The following is a 14,163-nucleotide window of genomic DNA, read 5'->3' on the forward strand; positions in this document are numbered from 1 at the left end:
GCGCGACACCATCGCCAACAAGCCGTGTCGACCGCCTTCACGGCGCACCGACGGCCCTGGCCAAGACGAGCAAGCACCGGCGGAAACCGCAGTCTGCGCGTCCGAACCGGGGCACAATGAAGGCCGGCGCGCGAGGCCGCCGGTGGCAGCCTCGCGCGCCTTCTGGACGACCCCGGAACGTTCGGGGCATGATCAAATCGAAATTGGAAATGAACGATCGATATCAGGCGATAAAATACGCTCTACTGAATCACGTTGAATATCAACAATATGATAATATAATCACAGTAATTTATGCTTCTATCAATATATGCAGTAAGTAATATGTACCATATGAAGATCTATTCTTTCTACCCCTCGTTTTGCCCCCCATTTGAAATTGCCGCCCAGCACCATTGTCGAACTGTCCCAGCCCGTATGTGATGAAGATCACATACGGGCTCGGGTTTTTCAGGTGCCACAGACGGGTGAGACAGTGCGGCTGAGCCTGCCTGCCATCCTGGCTTCAACCTCGATCGGGAGAGATTGGAATGTCAGGCCGGTCGCTCCAAAGGCCCTTGTTCTTGCCCTTGTTCTCGTTGGCATGCGTCGCCTTGGTGGCGGCGACCTCTGCGATCGCGGCGGACGCCCCGCAGCACAGGACATTTCAATCGCGGACCTGCCCGGTCTGGGACAAGGACCTGCATCACCTGCTCGACTGGAGCGAGGCGTTCGGCATCCACACGCCTGAACTGCGCCTGAGCGTTCGCGCAGAAGCCCTCAAGCTTCGGGAAAGATGCCTGCGCGATCTCAGCATGGCCTCGCTCAATCGCTACGTCATGCTGATGAAGCTGCTTTACGATGACGAAGCGGACGAGGTGGAATCCTACGATTGAGACGCAAAGGACGCTGGAGACAAAGTGCACCCCTCGGCGAGCGCGGCACTCCCCTGGCGCACGTGGTTCGAGACGTCGCCACTGGGGGCACCGACGGAAGGCGAGATGGCCTCGCGGCGGGAGATTGGCTTACATCACACTGTCATAATTCAGGAGCGTCGATCCCTGGCCAACAGGGACCGCAACCATGCGCCATATAGCATTCGCTCTTCTGACAGCCGCCACGCTGGCCTTCTCTCCCGTTCATGCCGAGGATGCGAAACCCTTCGCGACCGGCAAGACGATCGACCTCACAGCCGTCCTGAAGCCGCCCCCGGCGCCGGACTCGGTCCAGACGAAGGCCGAGATCGGTGAGGTCCTCACCATTCAGGTGACGCGCACGCCTGAGATGGAAGCGCAGGCCCAGGCCGATGCCGTCGAGGATGTCTGGCGCTTTTCCGACGTGATGGGCCCGGCCTTCAAGACTGAAGCGCTGCCGATCTTCTCGGCCTTCTTCGATCGGATCGTGGCGACTGAGGGCGCCGTGGTCGATCCGGCCAAGGACAGCTGGAAGCGGCCGCGGCCGCATCAGGCGAGTCCGTTGGTCAAGCCTGTCGTGAAGACCTCGAACTCCGGCGCCTATCCCTCCGGCCACACCACCGTCGGGACCTTGATGGGCATCGTGCTGTCGAACATGGTTCCGGAAAAGCGCGCCGAGATCATGGACAGGGCCTGGGTCTATGGCTGGAACCGCGTGATCGGCGGCATCCATTATCGCTCCGATATCGAAGCCGGCCGCATTGCAGGCTCGGTCATCGCTGCGCGCATCTTGGAGCAGCAGGATTTTCAGACCGAGTTCACCGCCGCCAAGGCAGAGCTGCGCAAGGTGCTTGGCCTCTGAGCGATCAGCGAGAAACGGGTTCGGCGGCGGGTCTCTCCCCTTCCGAATCCGCGCCTTGCCGATCGGCCAGCAGACGTAGCCGTCACAGCGCTGTCCAAGAAGAGCCCCGGCAGCGCGGCATCAAGCTGCTTTACGATGACGAAGCGGACGAGGTGGGATCCAACGATTGAGACGGCGCCGATCTGGCTCCGTCCTGGCGACCGGCATCGCTGCGTGCAGCGTCCCGCTCGGCCGGCACGACGACCCACTCCAGTGGATCATGCTCCATCGCGCGCACGACGATCGACCAGGCAGCGCTGTTCCATCTGGCCCCCCTCCTTGTCGTCCTGGCCAACTCGGCGCCCACGAGCATCGGGTTGACGACCGGTCCTTCAAGCAGTCGCCAGACCTCGTACATCTCGCGCCACAGCGTTTGAGAACTGCTCTCGGGACCTGGCACGCTGCGACGGATCAGCTTGACCACCAGCGACCATAGTTCGTTGATCACGACGAGGGTGTAGATGCCCAACAGCCATATGCCGGTTGTTGTCCAATCGAAGTGGAAGGCCGCCCCTATCCCCAACAGAGGCACAACGATAAAAAAAGCGGCAGACGCCAGCTGCAGCTGGAATTCGGCCTTCCATTTGAGATTCCGGAGTTCCTCGAGGTTGCCGCGGGCCCTCAAATAGCGACGCCGGCGCCATGGGTCCCCCGGTTCTTCTGCTTTCTTCACCGCTTCCCCGAACCTAGACAGTTCGTGCGTCACGATCGCATCGACGAGCATCCAATCGAGGACAGGGTGCCGCATCCACGGTTGCGCCAGATAGTCTGCGACGCAGCTGTTGAACTGGTCCTCGCGGAGCGAGGTCTGATAGCGGCTTTCGTAGCCCTCCACGTATCCGCGGCCCGGATCGCGCCGCTGCCACATCACACGCTCGGCAGCCTTCCGGGCCTGGTCTTCAGCCGGGCTGCCCCACCACCGATGTTTGCCGTCGCTCAGCGCCGCCTGCGCCCTCCTGAGGACTGTGTACGACTGATGAAGACGCTCCGAATATGCCGAGCCGTCGCCGCCTGTCTTGATCGTTTCGGCAAGCGCCCGGGTGGCGAGCTGTGTCATGAGCCAGCGCATCTGATGCCCGTCGAAATCCTCCCCGGGCGAAAGGCGGATGTCGATCCATCGAGTTGTGTAGGCGATTGCCTCCGGCACCGACAGCGCTTCGCCCCGGCCGGACGGGATCGGCACGGGCCTATATTGCGGCAGGATGTCAGCGCTCAAGTCGTTGCACCAAATCCGGGGGGACGCCGACAGGGATGGGCGGCAGCATGTTGACGCCGCGCTCGCGGGCGACTGAGCGGAGCTCCCGCGGCGCCATGCCGAAGCGCTCCTTGAAGGCGCGGCTGAACTGCGCCTCGCTGGCGCGATCGTCGCCGTTGATCGCCTCATGGTAGCGCTGCATCCGGCGTAGCGCTTCCGCCCCCGCAAACATCTCCTGGCTCTGCGCGACGGACACGGCCGCCTCCTCGACAGTCATCAGGCGCCCCTTGCCCGCTTTTCGCGTCGCCGGATCTGCTTCGCCGCACGCAGTATCAAAGGATAGCAGACGCAGCGTCAAGTACACCGCAATGTCCCACATTAGACTTCGTCCGTTTTGCTGCGACGGTCTTCGGCGCGGCGAAACTGCCGAGGTTTCATGCGCGACCATCTGCACCGTGCCTTGCGCCGGATGACGGCCCGGATCGAGCACGCACTTGAACGGCGCCGGGCTTGAGGCCGGGCTCGGCGTGGTGATGGCGATTGCGATTGTCCCTCCCGGGCGCAGCGGGAGGGACGATCGCGGATCTGGGTCAACACCGCCGGCGCGGCTCAAGCCCCCGCACGAAGCCCCCGTCAGGACGACTGGCCAGCAGGCGTCCCTTGGTGAAAGACCATCTGCCAGCGGCCCTCGATGAACCGCCAGATCGAGCTTCGCAGCGTATGCCGCTCCTCGCGGCCATTCGCGACGCGAAAACTCAGATAGGTCAGCAGGACCACATCATCGGCCAGGGATCGGAGAACGAAATCCCTGGCTGCCGGCACGTCGACCGTCTCGGCATTGCCCTCGGCAAGGCTTCGGATCACCTCGGCCTTCTCGTATACACCGCCTGATCGACCGAATTCGACGAAACCTTCCGCCAGAAGCCGATCAAGCGCTTCCGGAGACGCTCGAACCGCTGGCTTGAACAGCGCTTCCTCCAGTCCCCTGATCAGGTCGAGATCCTGTTTCACCCTGCCCTCCTGCCCGCCCTACGCAGCCGCCGCCGCATTCACGAACGCCGAGATCTGGCCGGCGTCGCGGAGATAGACCACCGGGATATGAGCGGCGGTCGCCACCCGCTCGCGCTCGATCTGCGGTCGCTTGTCCCTATCGAAGGCCCAGACATATCGGAGGAAGCCGAGGAACTCCGCGTTCAGCTTTTCGGTGCAGCCATCGGGGAGATCGGGCCGCGGCCGGTTCAGGATGCTGCGCCACAGGACGCGGGCCAGGCAGGTGGTCCGCGGGACGTCGAGCCAGATGACGATATCGGCGCGCGGCAGCCTCAATTCGAAGGTCTGGCTGGAGTAGTTGCCCTCGCAGATCCAAGCATCGCCGGACACGGCGTCCCGCACGCGATCCCGAAAGAGCCGGGGCTCGGCCTTCGTCCAGCCGGCCTCCCAGAACAGGCGGTCGAGATGCACGACCGGCAGCGCGAGGCGCTCGCCCAGTGCGCGCGCGAGCGTCGACTTGCCGCTGCCGGCATTCCCCAGGATCACGATCCGTCGCATTGGCGCAGGCCATTCCTCTCGTTTCGACCTGCTCATACACCAGGGCGTGGACTCATGAGCGCGCAGGCGCGAAGGCTGCGAATGGTCTTGGCCGTATCCACGGCTCGCATCACCTCCCCCATCACTGCAACTCCCACAGCACCAGCCTCGATACAGAGTGACGCGCGGTCGCAGGTGATGCCGCCAAGGGCCACGACCGGCAGGCCGATCGCCGCCCAGCGCCGCAGCACGGTCAGGCCCAAGGCCGGGCCATAGCCAGGCTTGCTCGCCGTCGCGAAGATCGGGCTCGCCGTGACATAATCGGCGCCTGCCGCTGCTGCCGCCCGGACATCGGCCTCGTCATGCGCGGAAACGCCGATCAGCGCGGAGACGCCGAGCACGGCGCGGGCCGCGGAGATCGCTCCAGCCGATTGCAGATGGACGCCCCGCGCCCCGACCCGGGCGGCGAGATCAACATCACCGCCGATCGTCAGGACCGCATCCGCCATGCTCACGAGCTCATGCAGCTGCAGCGCCAGGCTGCGGCGTTCCGCCTGATCGAGATCGCGATCGCGCAGCCAGATCCAGCGTGCCCCGCCGGCGAGCGCCGCAGAGACAAGCTGCGGCAAGGGCTTCACGGCCTGATGCCGGTCGGTGACGACGAGCAGCCGGTCGGGCAGCCTGTTCACGAACCCACAAGCCCGAGCTGGGGGCTGGACGGCTGAGCCCGCCCACGCCGCGGAATGCGCCCCGCCAGGCGGGCGTTCCAGCCGGCCTCGACGGCGTGACGCATGGCGAGTGCCATTCGCACGGGATCATCGGCCTTGGCGACGGCGGTGTTGAGCAGAACCCCGCTCGCGCCGCATTCCATGGCGATCACGGCGTCGGAGGCGGTGCCGATGCCGGCATCGACGATCACGGGCACGGGCGAGCGTGCACAGATCAGCTCGAGATTGGCTGGATTGGCGACGCCCATGCCCGAGCCGATCAGCGACCCCATCGGCATCACGGCGGCGGCTCCGAGATCAGCCAGGCGCGCGCAGATGACCGGATCGTCGTTGCAATAGGGCAGCACGACGAACCCCTTGTCGACAAGTTGGCGCGTCGCCTCCAGCAACTCGCCAACATCGGGATAGAGCGTCTCGCGATCGCCGATCACCTCGAGCTTGATCCAGTTGGTGCCGAGCGCCTCGCGTGCAAGCTCGGCGGTGAGGATCGCGTCGCGCGCGGTCTCGCAGCCTGCCGTGTTGGGCAGGAAGCGGCGGCCGGCAAGCAGGCGCAGCGTGTCGGAGCCATGGCCCTGCAGCGAAATGCGACGCACGGAGAGCGTGACAAGGTCCGAACCGCTGGCCTTGATGGCATCGACCATGATGCGCTGGCTCGGATAGCCGGCCGTGCCAATGAGGAGCCGCGACGACAATGACGTGCCGGCGATGGTAAGGGCCTCGATCGGGGTGTTCATGTCAGCCTCCCGCGAAGGCACGGATGATTTCGACGCGGTCGTTGCGCGACAGAGGCGTCTGCGCCCAGTCGACCTGCCGCACCACGGTGCCATTCAGCGCGATGGCGAAGCCCTGCGGTCCCGGCAAGTCCAGCTCGGACGTCTCCTCCTGCCAAAGCGCCGCCAGATTCTCGGCCGCGCTCTCGCGGTCCTTGCCGTTGATGATGAGTTTCATGAGATTGCCTCCAGAGTTGGGGTGAAGCGCGCCTGGCCGAATGAAGCGGCCGGTCCCGTGATGCGATCTTCGACGAGGAGTTGCTCGATCGCGGCTGCCGTGACGGGGGCGAGCAAATAGCCGTTGCGGTGATGCCCGGTCGCAACGAGCAGGCCCGATATCCCCGTCTCGCCAAGGATCGGCGCATCGTCGATGGAGGTCGGGCGAAAGCCGGACCAGATCGCCTCGACCGGCATTTCCTCGATCGAGGGCAGTGCGCGCCGGGCACCGTCGAGCAGGGCATAGACGCCGCCAGCAGTCACGCTGTCGTCGAAGCCGCGTTCTTCCATGGTGGCGCCGACCAGGAGAGTGCCGTCGCTCTTGGGGGCGAGATGCACTTGCTCGGTCCAGACGACGCGCGCGAGCGTACCGGTCCCGGGCGTGCTGCGGAGCGCGAGCGACTGGCCCTTGAGCGGGCGGACGGGGATGTCGAGCCCCTGAAATCGGGTCCAGGCGCCGGCAGCCGCAATCACGACCGGGGCCTTGCAGAGTCCGCGCGGCGTCGAGACGCCGAGAACGCGGCCCCCGGCCAGCTCCGGCTCGGCCTCGCAGGCTTCGACCAGGTGCGCTCCGGCCGCGAGACAGGCGCGTCGCAGCGCCGCCATGACGCGCGGCGGATCGACCTGATGGTCGGCGGGGCAGAGAATGCCGGCAACGACCGAGGGCCTCAGCCCGGGTTCGCGTTCGCGGCATTGCGCCCCGCTAAGCCATGCCGCCTCGACCTCGGCGCGCCGTTGCAGGTCATGGCGGAAACGCAGGCGCTCGACCTCTTCACGCCCCAGCGCGACCAGCAGGACACCGTCCCGGCGATAGTCGATGCCGAGCCCGCCATCGGCTTCGAGCTCGCGTGCAAAAACCGGCCAGAGCCGCTGGCTTTCGAGCGCCAGCGGCAGATGGTCCTCGCCGCCCGGCTCCAGCTCGGCGGCCGCGGCCAGCATGCCGGTCGCGGCAAGGCTTGCTCCCTGTCCGATCGTGCCACGCTCGAAAACCGTCACATCAAACCCGCGCCGGGCCAACCGCCAGCCGATGGACAAACCGATCAGGCCACCGCCAATGATGGCGATATCGGTGGAGGACGGCACCTCGCAGGCGACGGGCCCAGGATCGTCGCCAGATCGGCGAAGGGTGGTGTGTGGCGGGCCGCGCATGGCAAACTCCTCGCCCAGCTCGGGTAAGGAGATCTGGCAGCCCTTCGGCTGCCGGCAAGTGCCTCGACGCTCCATCCCTCCGCCGGTATGAGCCGGATCAGGTTCGAAGGATTTCCGCGCGCCTTTCCGGGGAACACCCGGTCTGCCAGCGGTTTCTCAGCCCCTTGCCGGGGATCTCCCTGGAATGCGCGCAGTCTGGAGCCGGGGCAGCAGCGAGGTCAAGAGCCAACCCGACACAAATGTCGGGAGGACCCAGGCTGGAGGGCCACGGGCCGGAATCTTCGCGGGGCCATCGAAGCCTCTCGACTTGACGCTCGTGCGCCGACGGGAGGCCGGTTATCGTCCGTAGGCCTGCGCGATCTGGCCGACCAGCGTCGCCCAGGGCATGTCGAGCGCGCCATAGACGGCCCCGGCTTGCGGGTGAGTATTGTCCTTCAGGATCTCGACCATCAGGGTCGCATAGTCGGACACGACCACGCCGGCCTGGACCATCCGCAGCAGCCCGGCCTGCCGCTTCGTCTCGCTGAACGTGCCCGACGCGTCGACAGCGACATAGGATTCATAGCCCTTGCCGATCGCCGTCATGGCGGGGAACGCAGCGCACACCTCCAGCGAGATGCCGGCGAAGATCAGCTTCCTGCGCCCCGTCGCTTCGATCGCGGCTGCAACCTTCGGGTCGTCCCAGGCATTGACCGAGGCCCGGTCCAGGATCGTGACGCCGGGCAGCGCCGCGACGAGTTCGGGAAAGGTCGGTCCCCACATGCTATCGCGCGCCGTCGTCGTCACCACGATCGGCAATTTCAGCAATTGGGCGGCCTTGGCGAGCGCGACGACATTGTGCTTGAGCTCGCCGGTGGAATAATCCCGCACACCGCTCATCAGCCCGACCTGATGGTCGACGAGAATGAGCGCGGCATTGTCGGAGGTCAGCGGGGCATAAGGTTTGGCGGGCGCGTTCATCGGTCGCTCCTCATCAAGGGCGGGTGATGCAACGACTATGGCCGCCAGCCATATGGAACAGTAGCCTCGCCTTTGAAACGCCGGCGTTCTATATCTGGAACGATGACCGACGCTGTCGACCTCTCCGGCATGGCTCTCTTCGTCAGGATCGTCGAATCCGGCTCCTTGAGCGCCGCCGGCCGCCTGCTTGGCCTGCCCAAGGCGACGGTCAGCCGCCAGCTCGCGCTGCTGGAGCAGCGCATGGGCGCGCCCCTGCTGCTGCGCTCGACACGGGCGCTCAGCCTGACCGACACGGGCCGGCGCTATTTCGAGCGCGTTCGGCCGATCGTGCGCGATGCGGAGCTCGCCCAGGTCGAGACGCTCGCCGAGCATGCAAGCCCGAGCGGGACGCTGAAGATCTCAGCCCCCGTCGCTTATGGCCAGCATGTGCTGGCGCCAAAGCTTTTCACGTTTCAGCAGCTTTATCCGGCGGTCCGCCTCGACCTGCGCCTGGGCGACGAGCTCGTGAACATCGTGGCCGGCGGCTTCGACCTTGCGATCCGGCTCGGCCGGCTCGACGACAGCGACCTGCGCGGCCGGCTGCTCGAACGCATCGACATGTGGCTGGTCGCCTCGCCGGATTATCTCGCGCGTGCCGGGACACCGCGGGCGGTGGCGGAGCTTGCGAACCATCGCGGCATCCTGACCCGCAGCGATCTCGACCAGTGGACGGTCGATAACCAGTCGATCCGCGTCCGCTGGCATATCAGCACCGGCAACATGTCCGTCACCTGCCATGCGGCGTGTGCCGGCCTGGGTATCGCCCTCGTGCCCGGTTTTCTGGCGGATGCCCCGATCGCAGCCGGAAGCCTCACTCGCATCCTGCCCGAACATCCCATGGACCAGCTCGAAGTGACGGCGTTGCAGGCGCGCTCGGTGACACCATCGATCGCCGTCAAGGCGCTGCTGAAGCACCTCGCCTGACCCTATTCACCCGCTCTCCGCTTCCGCTGCCGGCACGCGCGGCCAGTCGGGCAACTTCACGAGGGAGCGCTCCGCCCGCCGCGCCAACAGCCTGCATTGTCCGTAGCGCCCAAGCAGGCGCGACGGCGGAACGTTCCGGACCATGAGCCGTTGGACCTCTACCGTCGCGACAAGAAGGCGGTTCAGGAGAAGCCCAGTGCCTACAGACGCGGAAAAGCCGGTTGTTCTCATCGTCGAGGACGAACCGATCATCAGGATGTATGCGGCCTTGCTCGTCGAGGAGGCCGGGTACCTCGCCGTCGAGGCAGCGACCGCCGACGAGGCCCTGGCCATTCTGGAGCAACGCGACGATGTCCGCATCCTCTTCACCGATGTCGAGATGCCGGGTTCGCTGAACGGCCTGCAACTGGTCGAGGTCGTGCGCGAGAAATGGCCGCCGATCGGGTTGATGGTGACCTCGGGCCATGTCCGGGTCGACCCGCAGAAATTGCCCGAGCGCGCCCGGTTTTTTCGAAAACCCTATTCCGAGAGCGAGATCATCAGGACGCTGAAATCCTTGCCGGCCAGCGCCTAGGCGCGCCTGACCGACCAGGCGCGAAGGAAACGGCCGGTTCCCGCGCCGGGGCGGGATCGGGACAGTGCCCAGGAAACGGGCTTGAAACGGCCTTCCGCGCACGACCGAGGGGTTTGCATCCTTCGTGACGGCGCAGACCGGACATCGAGAAATCTGCTGCTATTCGCCCGCGCGCAAGCCGATGAGGCACTGCGCGCAACTCGTAAATCAGCCGGAGAACTGGTAGGATCGCAGGCGGGCGACGCTTTCCGATTGCTGGGCGGACACAGGCATGCGGAAATTCGACTACTACGACACCGTGCTGGTACCGTGGTATTCAGAAGATGACTTTCCTGCCTTGCTGGACATGGCCGGGAAGGACCCGAGGATCCCCCGCTCCTATTCCGAATGGAAGCGCCAGGTCGCTGCCGCGACGGAGCTGCTTCTGGCCAAGGGCAAGACCGTCCAGATCATCACCGTTCGCCCCGCCGAGTATCTGGAGTGGCTGCAAAGCACCCATCGCAGCAACACGGTTGCGGCCCGCCTGCGCTATCTGAAATGGCTGGCCACGCAAAACGGCCAGAGAGCGGCCGTCCTTCCCTTGCCGGCAAGGGTGCTGTCCGACGCAGGCGGCGAGAGCTAGCCGCACAGGGTTCGCCCCTGCCAGGTCACAAGGGGCCTGCCCCCAATCATGCGGTCCCGCCTGGCAGCGAGCGCCTTTGGCGCCCCCATAGGAAACAGGCAATGGCGGCTGCTTGCACCACGGAGGCGACCGCAAACAGCGCGGCTCCATCGAAACTCGACAATCCGGTTGGCGACATCGTCCGCAGAGCGCCGAACACGGCCGGCGCAAAGGAATAACTCGCCTGTCCGATGGCAACGATCAGTGGAACGACGCGGGCAACGTCTGCCTTGCCGAATTCGACCTGTGCGATGAGCGGCGGCAGGGATGTGGCATTGCCAATCCCTGCACCGAACAGAATGACGCCCATGATCATCAGCGTTGCGTTGGCATCGCCCGCGATCAGGAGGGTCAATGACCCCGCGATCTGGACCGCATAGCTCGCGCAGGCGACGAGACGACGGTCCGCTGAGGCAGGCATGACAAGGCCGACCACCGTCCTGCCTGCGATCGCGGCGATCGTTGCGCCCCCCAGGGCCAACCCGGCATTTTGAGGCCCGATGGCGGGGACGAGCAGGGAGAACAGATGGGCGAGAAGGCCGATCTGGGCGAACAGACCCAGCGCCATCCCTGCCGCCAGCGTCAGGAAACGACGCTCCCGCCACAGCGAGCCCTTTGGCATGGCCGCCACAGCCGAAGCGCTGACCGCGGCCGGAACTGGGCCTGGCCGAATGCCGTCAGGGAACTGGTTCAGTCGCTCGGGGGTCTTTGAGAACACAAGAATCGACAGGACAAGAATAGCGGCGACCATCGTCACGCCAACCACGATCGCCGCCTTGAGAAAACCGATGGCGAGGATGAGAGCGACCCACAGAGGTGAGAAAATCACGCCGCCGATACTGGCTCCGTTATAGGCCATCGAGAGAGCCGCAGGGCGGGACCTCACGAACCAGGGGGAGATGATCGCGTTGACGGCTGCGGCGCCCATCGCAACCCAGCCCACGCCACTCAACAGAGCCGCGCAGAAGAGTTGCCACGGCTCGCTGGCCATCGCCCAGCCGACGACCCCGGTCGCAAGCAAGGCCGCCCCGAGAGCCGTCACCATGGGAACACCCAGGCTTCGATAGAGGCGCGGCAGATTGGCGATGACGATCGCCCCGACCAGAAAGTGCAGGGTGACAGCCGCAGAGACCAAGGCCACCGACCAGCCGGTCCGTTCGACCACGGTTTGCAGGTAGATCGGCGGCCCGTAGAAACCGACGCCCCACCCGAATACCGCCAGAACAAAGGTCGCAGCGACGATATGCCAGCCGAAGAACGGCGGCTTCGCTGAAAGAGAGGACATGATGAAGCTCCTGACGCGGCTCAGGCGCTTATGGCAGCATCGGGCGGATAAATGCTTCGGTCCCGGCCGTAGCATTCCCAAAAAACGCCTCGGCCATGCTCCGCCGGGGAGCCACGGAGGCCGGACCATTCGGCAGCCCTGGCGCTATGCGCGAAGATGGGGAACCTCCCCGACCCGGCTCAGGTCTTGCCTTCGACCCAGCGCCCGATCATCTGGTACTGGACCTTCGCCTGCTGGTACTCCCTGTAGAAGCTGAGCAGGTCGCGCAAGGGGTTCGAAAGGCGCTCCAGGCCCGACATGAAGGCGACGACGGTGCCGATCGTGGTCCGTCCGTGGATCACCATCCAGCCGCCGACGACGAGAACCATCAGCGGTCCGATCGCGTTTGCGATGTTGAGCAAGGTCTTGAGGCCGTATTTCAGGAAGTAGAACCGGATGCGATTGCGGAAGATCGCACGGATGGTGGCGGATTCCCTCGCCGTTTCCCTGGAGTGGCTGCCGGTCTGGGCGACGGTTTCATCACCGAGCTTGCGCACCAGGCTGACCTGCCTTTCGACCAGGACGTTGAGGTCGGCCTGCATATAGAGCGCGAGGAAGATCTGCGGCAGCAGGAAGACCAGGCTGATCAGCGCAATCAGCGGCTGGATATAGAGCATATAGGCCATGATCACGCAGAGAAACGTCAGATTGACGACGAATTCCGAGATACCGACCCCGACGAAGCCGCCAACACCGTCGATCTCCCGGCCGATGACATTGACCGTCTGTCCGCTGGTGTGTTCGTCCGGCGAGACGCGCTCGGATGCAACGATCGTCAAACGGTCGCGCGAGTTCTTCACGACGCTTTCGCTGACCCAGCCCTGATAGACGAGAAGCGCATATTTCAACGCGGCCTGGATCAGGACGATCGCGAGATAGGCTGCCCCCATCAGAAGCAGGGTCCGGACGTCCCTGTCGGCGATCGCGACGTCGACGATCCTCCTCTGCAGATCGATCGGCGCGAAATTCAGCAAGGCCACCGCTATCGCGATCAGCCCGACATAGAACTGGTGGACGCCGCTTGCGCGCCAGACGAAGCGGCTCAGCGTCTGGTCGGACGCGATCGCCGGAGCCGACGCCTCGCTCGGCCTGATCCGCCTGAGAAGGGGGAGAAAGATGCTGCTCACGGGGGACCTTGTCGACGCCTGGACGACAGGGAACGAACGGCCTGGCAGACATGTTCCGGCGTTGGGCCTCGCCCCATCATGCGCTTGCCTGAACGGAGACACGCCAGACCAGGCAGGTAGCTTCCACTTTCTCGCTATGATTTTGACCGCAACTTTTGCCGAGTTCGAGGCAGAGCTCATAAAAATGCGAACCCGCGCGGGTATGGCCATGGCGGGCGCTAAAGGGAGAGCTGCGCGGCACCGAGCCGACATTCTCCGGGCGCGGCCGCGGCCCGTGCCGGCGACCGCCGTTGATCGCTGCCCTCCGGCGATCAACGTCACGCGCGCCCGGTTGGCAATGTTCGGGCAATCCGCGTGTTCTGATTAATGAGACCGGCGCACGCATGGGGCGATGGACGGACCAGTCCGTCACCGTGCGTCGAAACCGGCCGCCAATACCTTGTTCCCGCCCCTCGCCTCCTCAGCGGCGAGGGGTTGTGTTTCAGTACGACCGTTCGTATATAAATTATCGCGATGAGGGCAAGCCGGTTTCCCGCCTTCGCCAGGGAACGCCATGGGCAGACACAGAAAGCACGATCCGGAGGAGGTCCTGAACGCGGCGGAGCGGGTGGTCCTCAGCCGCGGCGCGGCCGGCCTCTCGATCGATGCCGTCGCCAAGGAGGCAGGCATCGCAAAATCCAGCGTCCTCTACGACTACAAGTCGAAGGGCGCCGTGCTGGAGGCGCTGATCGGGCGGATCATCAAGGCCGACGAGAAGAAGGTTGCCGCCGCGGTGGCGGCAGCCGTTGCCACCCCAAATCCCGAACTGTTCGGCAGGATCGAGGCCACCGCCGCCGGCCAGCCTTCCGCGGACGAACGCGCCATTGCGATGGCGGTCAGCGCGGCGGCCTCCCACGAGGACGCGTTTCAGCGCAGCATGCGCGATTGGCTCGCCCGCGACCTCGACGCGATCCAGGCCGGGACCGAAAAGCCCTTCGCGTCCCTGATGGCCTATCTCGCCCTCTTCGGGCTCTCGTCCATCGAATATCAGGGGTTCCGCGAGTTCGAGCCTTCCGAACGCGCCGCCATCCTGAACGGCATCAAAAGCATCTTCGAACGCATCTCCGAGAATCCGGCTTCCCCATGAATTCCCAATCTGCCTCTGCCCCTTCCCGCCTGTCGAAGGTCGGGGAGCA

17 protein-coding genes and 1 riboswitch are annotated in these 14,163 nt (G+C 65.1%); of the genes, 6 read left to right on the forward strand and 11 right to left on the reverse strand.

Going from position 1 to position 14,163, the window contains the following annotated elements:
* Window positions 1-530: 530 nt before the first annotated feature.
* Window positions 531-875 (forward strand): hypothetical protein, encoded by a 345-nt coding sequence (locus tag AB4099_RS26805; RefSeq protein ID WP_441480289.1) that lies wholly within the window; start codon window positions 531-533, stop codon window positions 873-875.
* A gap of 187 nt (window positions 876-1,062) precedes the next feature.
* Window positions 1,063-1,755, forward strand: a complete 693-nt coding sequence (locus AB4099_RS26810) for an acid phosphatase (RefSeq protein ID WP_441480290.1) — start codon at window positions 1,063-1,065, stop codon at window positions 1,753-1,755.
* A 130-nt stretch (window positions 1,756-1,885) separates the two neighbouring features.
* On the opposite strand, the gene AB4099_RS26815 is transcribed toward AB4099_RS26810, so the two are convergent.
* The 9 genes from AB4099_RS26815 to AB4099_RS26855 form a co-directional block, all read right to left on the reverse strand.
* Window positions 1,886-3,010, reverse strand: coding sequence for a hypothetical protein (locus AB4099_RS26815; protein ID WP_441480291.1), 1,125 nt, complete (start codon window positions 3,008-3,010; stop codon window positions 1,886-1,888).
* Window positions 3,000-3,368, reverse strand: a complete 369-nt coding sequence (locus AB4099_RS26820) for a helix-turn-helix transcriptional regulator (protein ID WP_441480292.1) — start codon at window positions 3,366-3,368, stop codon at window positions 3,000-3,002. Before AB4099_RS26820 ends, AB4099_RS26815 begins: the two co-directional genes overlap by 11 nt.
* Before the next feature lie 254 nt (window positions 3,369-3,622).
* Complete coding sequence (locus tag AB4099_RS26825) at window positions 3,623-4,000, reverse strand: nuclear transport factor 2 family protein (RefSeq protein ID WP_441480293.1); 378 nt, start codon at window positions 3,998-4,000, stop codon at window positions 3,623-3,625.
* An 18-nt stretch (window positions 4,001-4,018) separates the two neighbouring features.
* Window positions 4,019-4,537, reverse strand: coding sequence for a P-loop NTPase family protein (locus tag AB4099_RS26830; RefSeq protein WP_113514444.1), 519 nt, complete (start codon window positions 4,535-4,537; stop codon window positions 4,019-4,021).
* Between the two features lie 32 nt (window positions 4,538-4,569).
* A complete protein-coding gene (locus AB4099_RS26835) occupies window positions 4,570-5,205 on the reverse strand; it encodes a thiamine phosphate synthase (RefSeq protein ID WP_441480294.1) in 636 nt (211 codons plus the stop codon).
* Window positions 5,202-5,978, reverse strand: a complete 777-nt coding sequence (thiG, locus tag AB4099_RS26840; RefSeq protein WP_441480295.1) for a thiazole synthase — start codon at window positions 5,976-5,978, stop codon at window positions 5,202-5,204. Before thiG ends, AB4099_RS26835 begins: the two co-directional genes overlap by 4 nt.
* Before the next feature lies 1 nt (window position 5,979).
* Window positions 5,980-6,192: a sulfur carrier protein ThiS gene (gene thiS, locus AB4099_RS26845; RefSeq protein WP_113514450.1), complete on the reverse strand. Its 213-nt coding sequence runs from the start codon at window positions 6,190-6,192 to the stop codon at window positions 5,980-5,982.
* Window positions 6,189-7,379, reverse strand: a complete 1,191-nt coding sequence (gene thiO, locus AB4099_RS26850) for a glycine oxidase ThiO (protein ID WP_113514452.1) — start codon at window positions 7,377-7,379, stop codon at window positions 6,189-6,191. The genes thiS and thiO overlap by 4 nt, the downstream gene beginning before the upstream one ends.
* Window positions 7,380-7,436: 57 nt before the next feature.
* Window positions 7,437-7,569, reverse strand: a riboswitch (TPP riboswitch).
* Between the two features lie 146 nt (window positions 7,570-7,715).
* A complete protein-coding gene (locus AB4099_RS26855) occupies window positions 7,716-8,339 on the reverse strand; it encodes an isochorismatase family protein (RefSeq protein ID WP_113514454.1) in 624 nt (207 codons plus the stop codon).
* A gap of 102 nt (window positions 8,340-8,441) precedes the next feature.
* Between AB4099_RS26855 and AB4099_RS26860 the strand changes: the two genes are divergently transcribed.
* From AB4099_RS26860 to AB4099_RS26870, 3 genes are all read left to right on the forward strand, one after another.
* Window positions 8,442-9,302, forward strand: coding sequence for a LysR family transcriptional regulator (locus tag AB4099_RS26860; RefSeq protein WP_113514456.1), 861 nt, complete (start codon window positions 8,442-8,444; stop codon window positions 9,300-9,302).
* 196 nt (window positions 9,303-9,498) lie between these two features.
* Window positions 9,499-9,876: a response regulator gene (locus AB4099_RS26865; protein ID WP_441480296.1), complete on the forward strand. Its 378-nt coding sequence runs from the start codon at window positions 9,499-9,501 to the stop codon at window positions 9,874-9,876.
* A 271-nt stretch (window positions 9,877-10,147) separates the two neighbouring features.
* Window positions 10,148-10,498: a hypothetical protein gene (locus AB4099_RS26870; RefSeq protein WP_441480297.1), complete on the forward strand. Its 351-nt coding sequence runs from the start codon at window positions 10,148-10,150 to the stop codon at window positions 10,496-10,498.
* Window positions 10,499-10,544: 46 nt separating this feature from the next.
* Here the strand turns inward: AB4099_RS26870 and AB4099_RS26875 are convergent, their stop codons facing one another.
* Both AB4099_RS26875 and AB4099_RS26880 read right to left on the reverse strand, forming a co-directional pair.
* Window positions 10,545-11,822 carry an MFS transporter gene (locus AB4099_RS26875; protein ID WP_441480298.1) on the reverse strand — a complete coding sequence of 426 codons (1,278 nt, stop codon included), beginning with the start codon at window positions 11,820-11,822 and terminating at the stop codon, window positions 10,545-10,547.
* A 179-nt stretch (window positions 11,823-12,001) separates the two neighbouring features.
* Window positions 12,002-12,988 (reverse strand): ABC transporter transmembrane domain-containing protein, encoded by a 987-nt coding sequence (locus AB4099_RS26880; RefSeq protein ID WP_162768112.1) that lies wholly within the window; start codon window positions 12,986-12,988, stop codon window positions 12,002-12,004.
* Window positions 12,989-13,541: 553 nt separating this feature from the next.
* Between AB4099_RS26880 and AB4099_RS26885 the strand changes: the two genes are divergently transcribed.
* The gene (locus tag AB4099_RS26885; protein ID WP_441480299.1) at window positions 13,542-14,114 is read left to right on the forward strand and encodes a TetR/AcrR family transcriptional regulator; all 573 of its coding nucleotides are present in this window, start codon (window positions 13,542-13,544) and stop codon (window positions 14,112-14,114) included.
* Window positions 14,115-14,163: the final 49 nt, after the last annotated feature.

Origin of the sequence: Allobosea sp. 2KB_26 (assembly GCF_052115715.1) — a bacterium.
GTDB lineage: Bacteria > Pseudomonadota > Alphaproteobacteria > Rhizobiales > Beijerinckiaceae > Allobosea.

Coding starts and splice junctions, on each gene's coding strand:
- AB4099_RS26805 (WP_441480289.1), top strand. CDS start 531: ATGTCAGGCCGGTCGCTCCAAAGGCCCTTGTTCTTGCCCTTGTTCTCG.
- AB4099_RS26810 (WP_441480290.1), top strand. CDS start 1,063: ATGCGCCATATAGCATTCGCTCTTCTGACAGCCGCCACGCTGGCCTTC.
- AB4099_RS26820 (WP_441480292.1), bottom strand. CDS start 3,368: ATGTGGGACATTGCGGTGTACTTGACGCTGCGTCTGCTATCCTTTGAT.
- AB4099_RS26830 (WP_113514444.1), bottom strand. CDS start 4,537: ATGCGACGGATCGTGATCCTGGGGAATGCCGGCAGCGGCAAGTCGACG.
- thiG (WP_441480295.1), bottom strand. CDS start 5,978: ATGAACACCCCGATCGAGGCCCTTACCATCGCCGGCACGTCATTGTCG.
- thiS (WP_113514450.1), bottom strand. CDS start 6,192: ATGAAACTCATCATCAACGGCAAGGACCGCGAGAGCGCGGCCGAGAAT.
- thiO (WP_113514452.1), bottom strand. CDS start 7,379: ATGCGCGGCCCGCCACACACCACCCTTCGCCGATCTGGCGACGATCCT.
- AB4099_RS26855 (WP_113514454.1), bottom strand. CDS start 8,339: ATGAACGCGCCCGCCAAACCTTATGCCCCGCTGACCTCCGACAATGCC.
- AB4099_RS26860 (WP_113514456.1), top strand. CDS start 8,442: ATGACCGACGCTGTCGACCTCTCCGGCATGGCTCTCTTCGTCAGGATC.
- AB4099_RS26870 (WP_441480297.1), top strand. CDS start 10,148: ATGCGGAAATTCGACTACTACGACACCGTGCTGGTACCGTGGTATTCA.
- AB4099_RS26875 (WP_441480298.1), bottom strand. CDS start 11,822: ATGTCCTCTCTTTCAGCGAAGCCGCCGTTCTTCGGCTGGCATATCGTC.
- AB4099_RS26885 (WP_441480299.1), top strand. CDS start 13,542: ATGGGCAGACACAGAAAGCACGATCCGGAGGAGGTCCTGAACGCGGCG.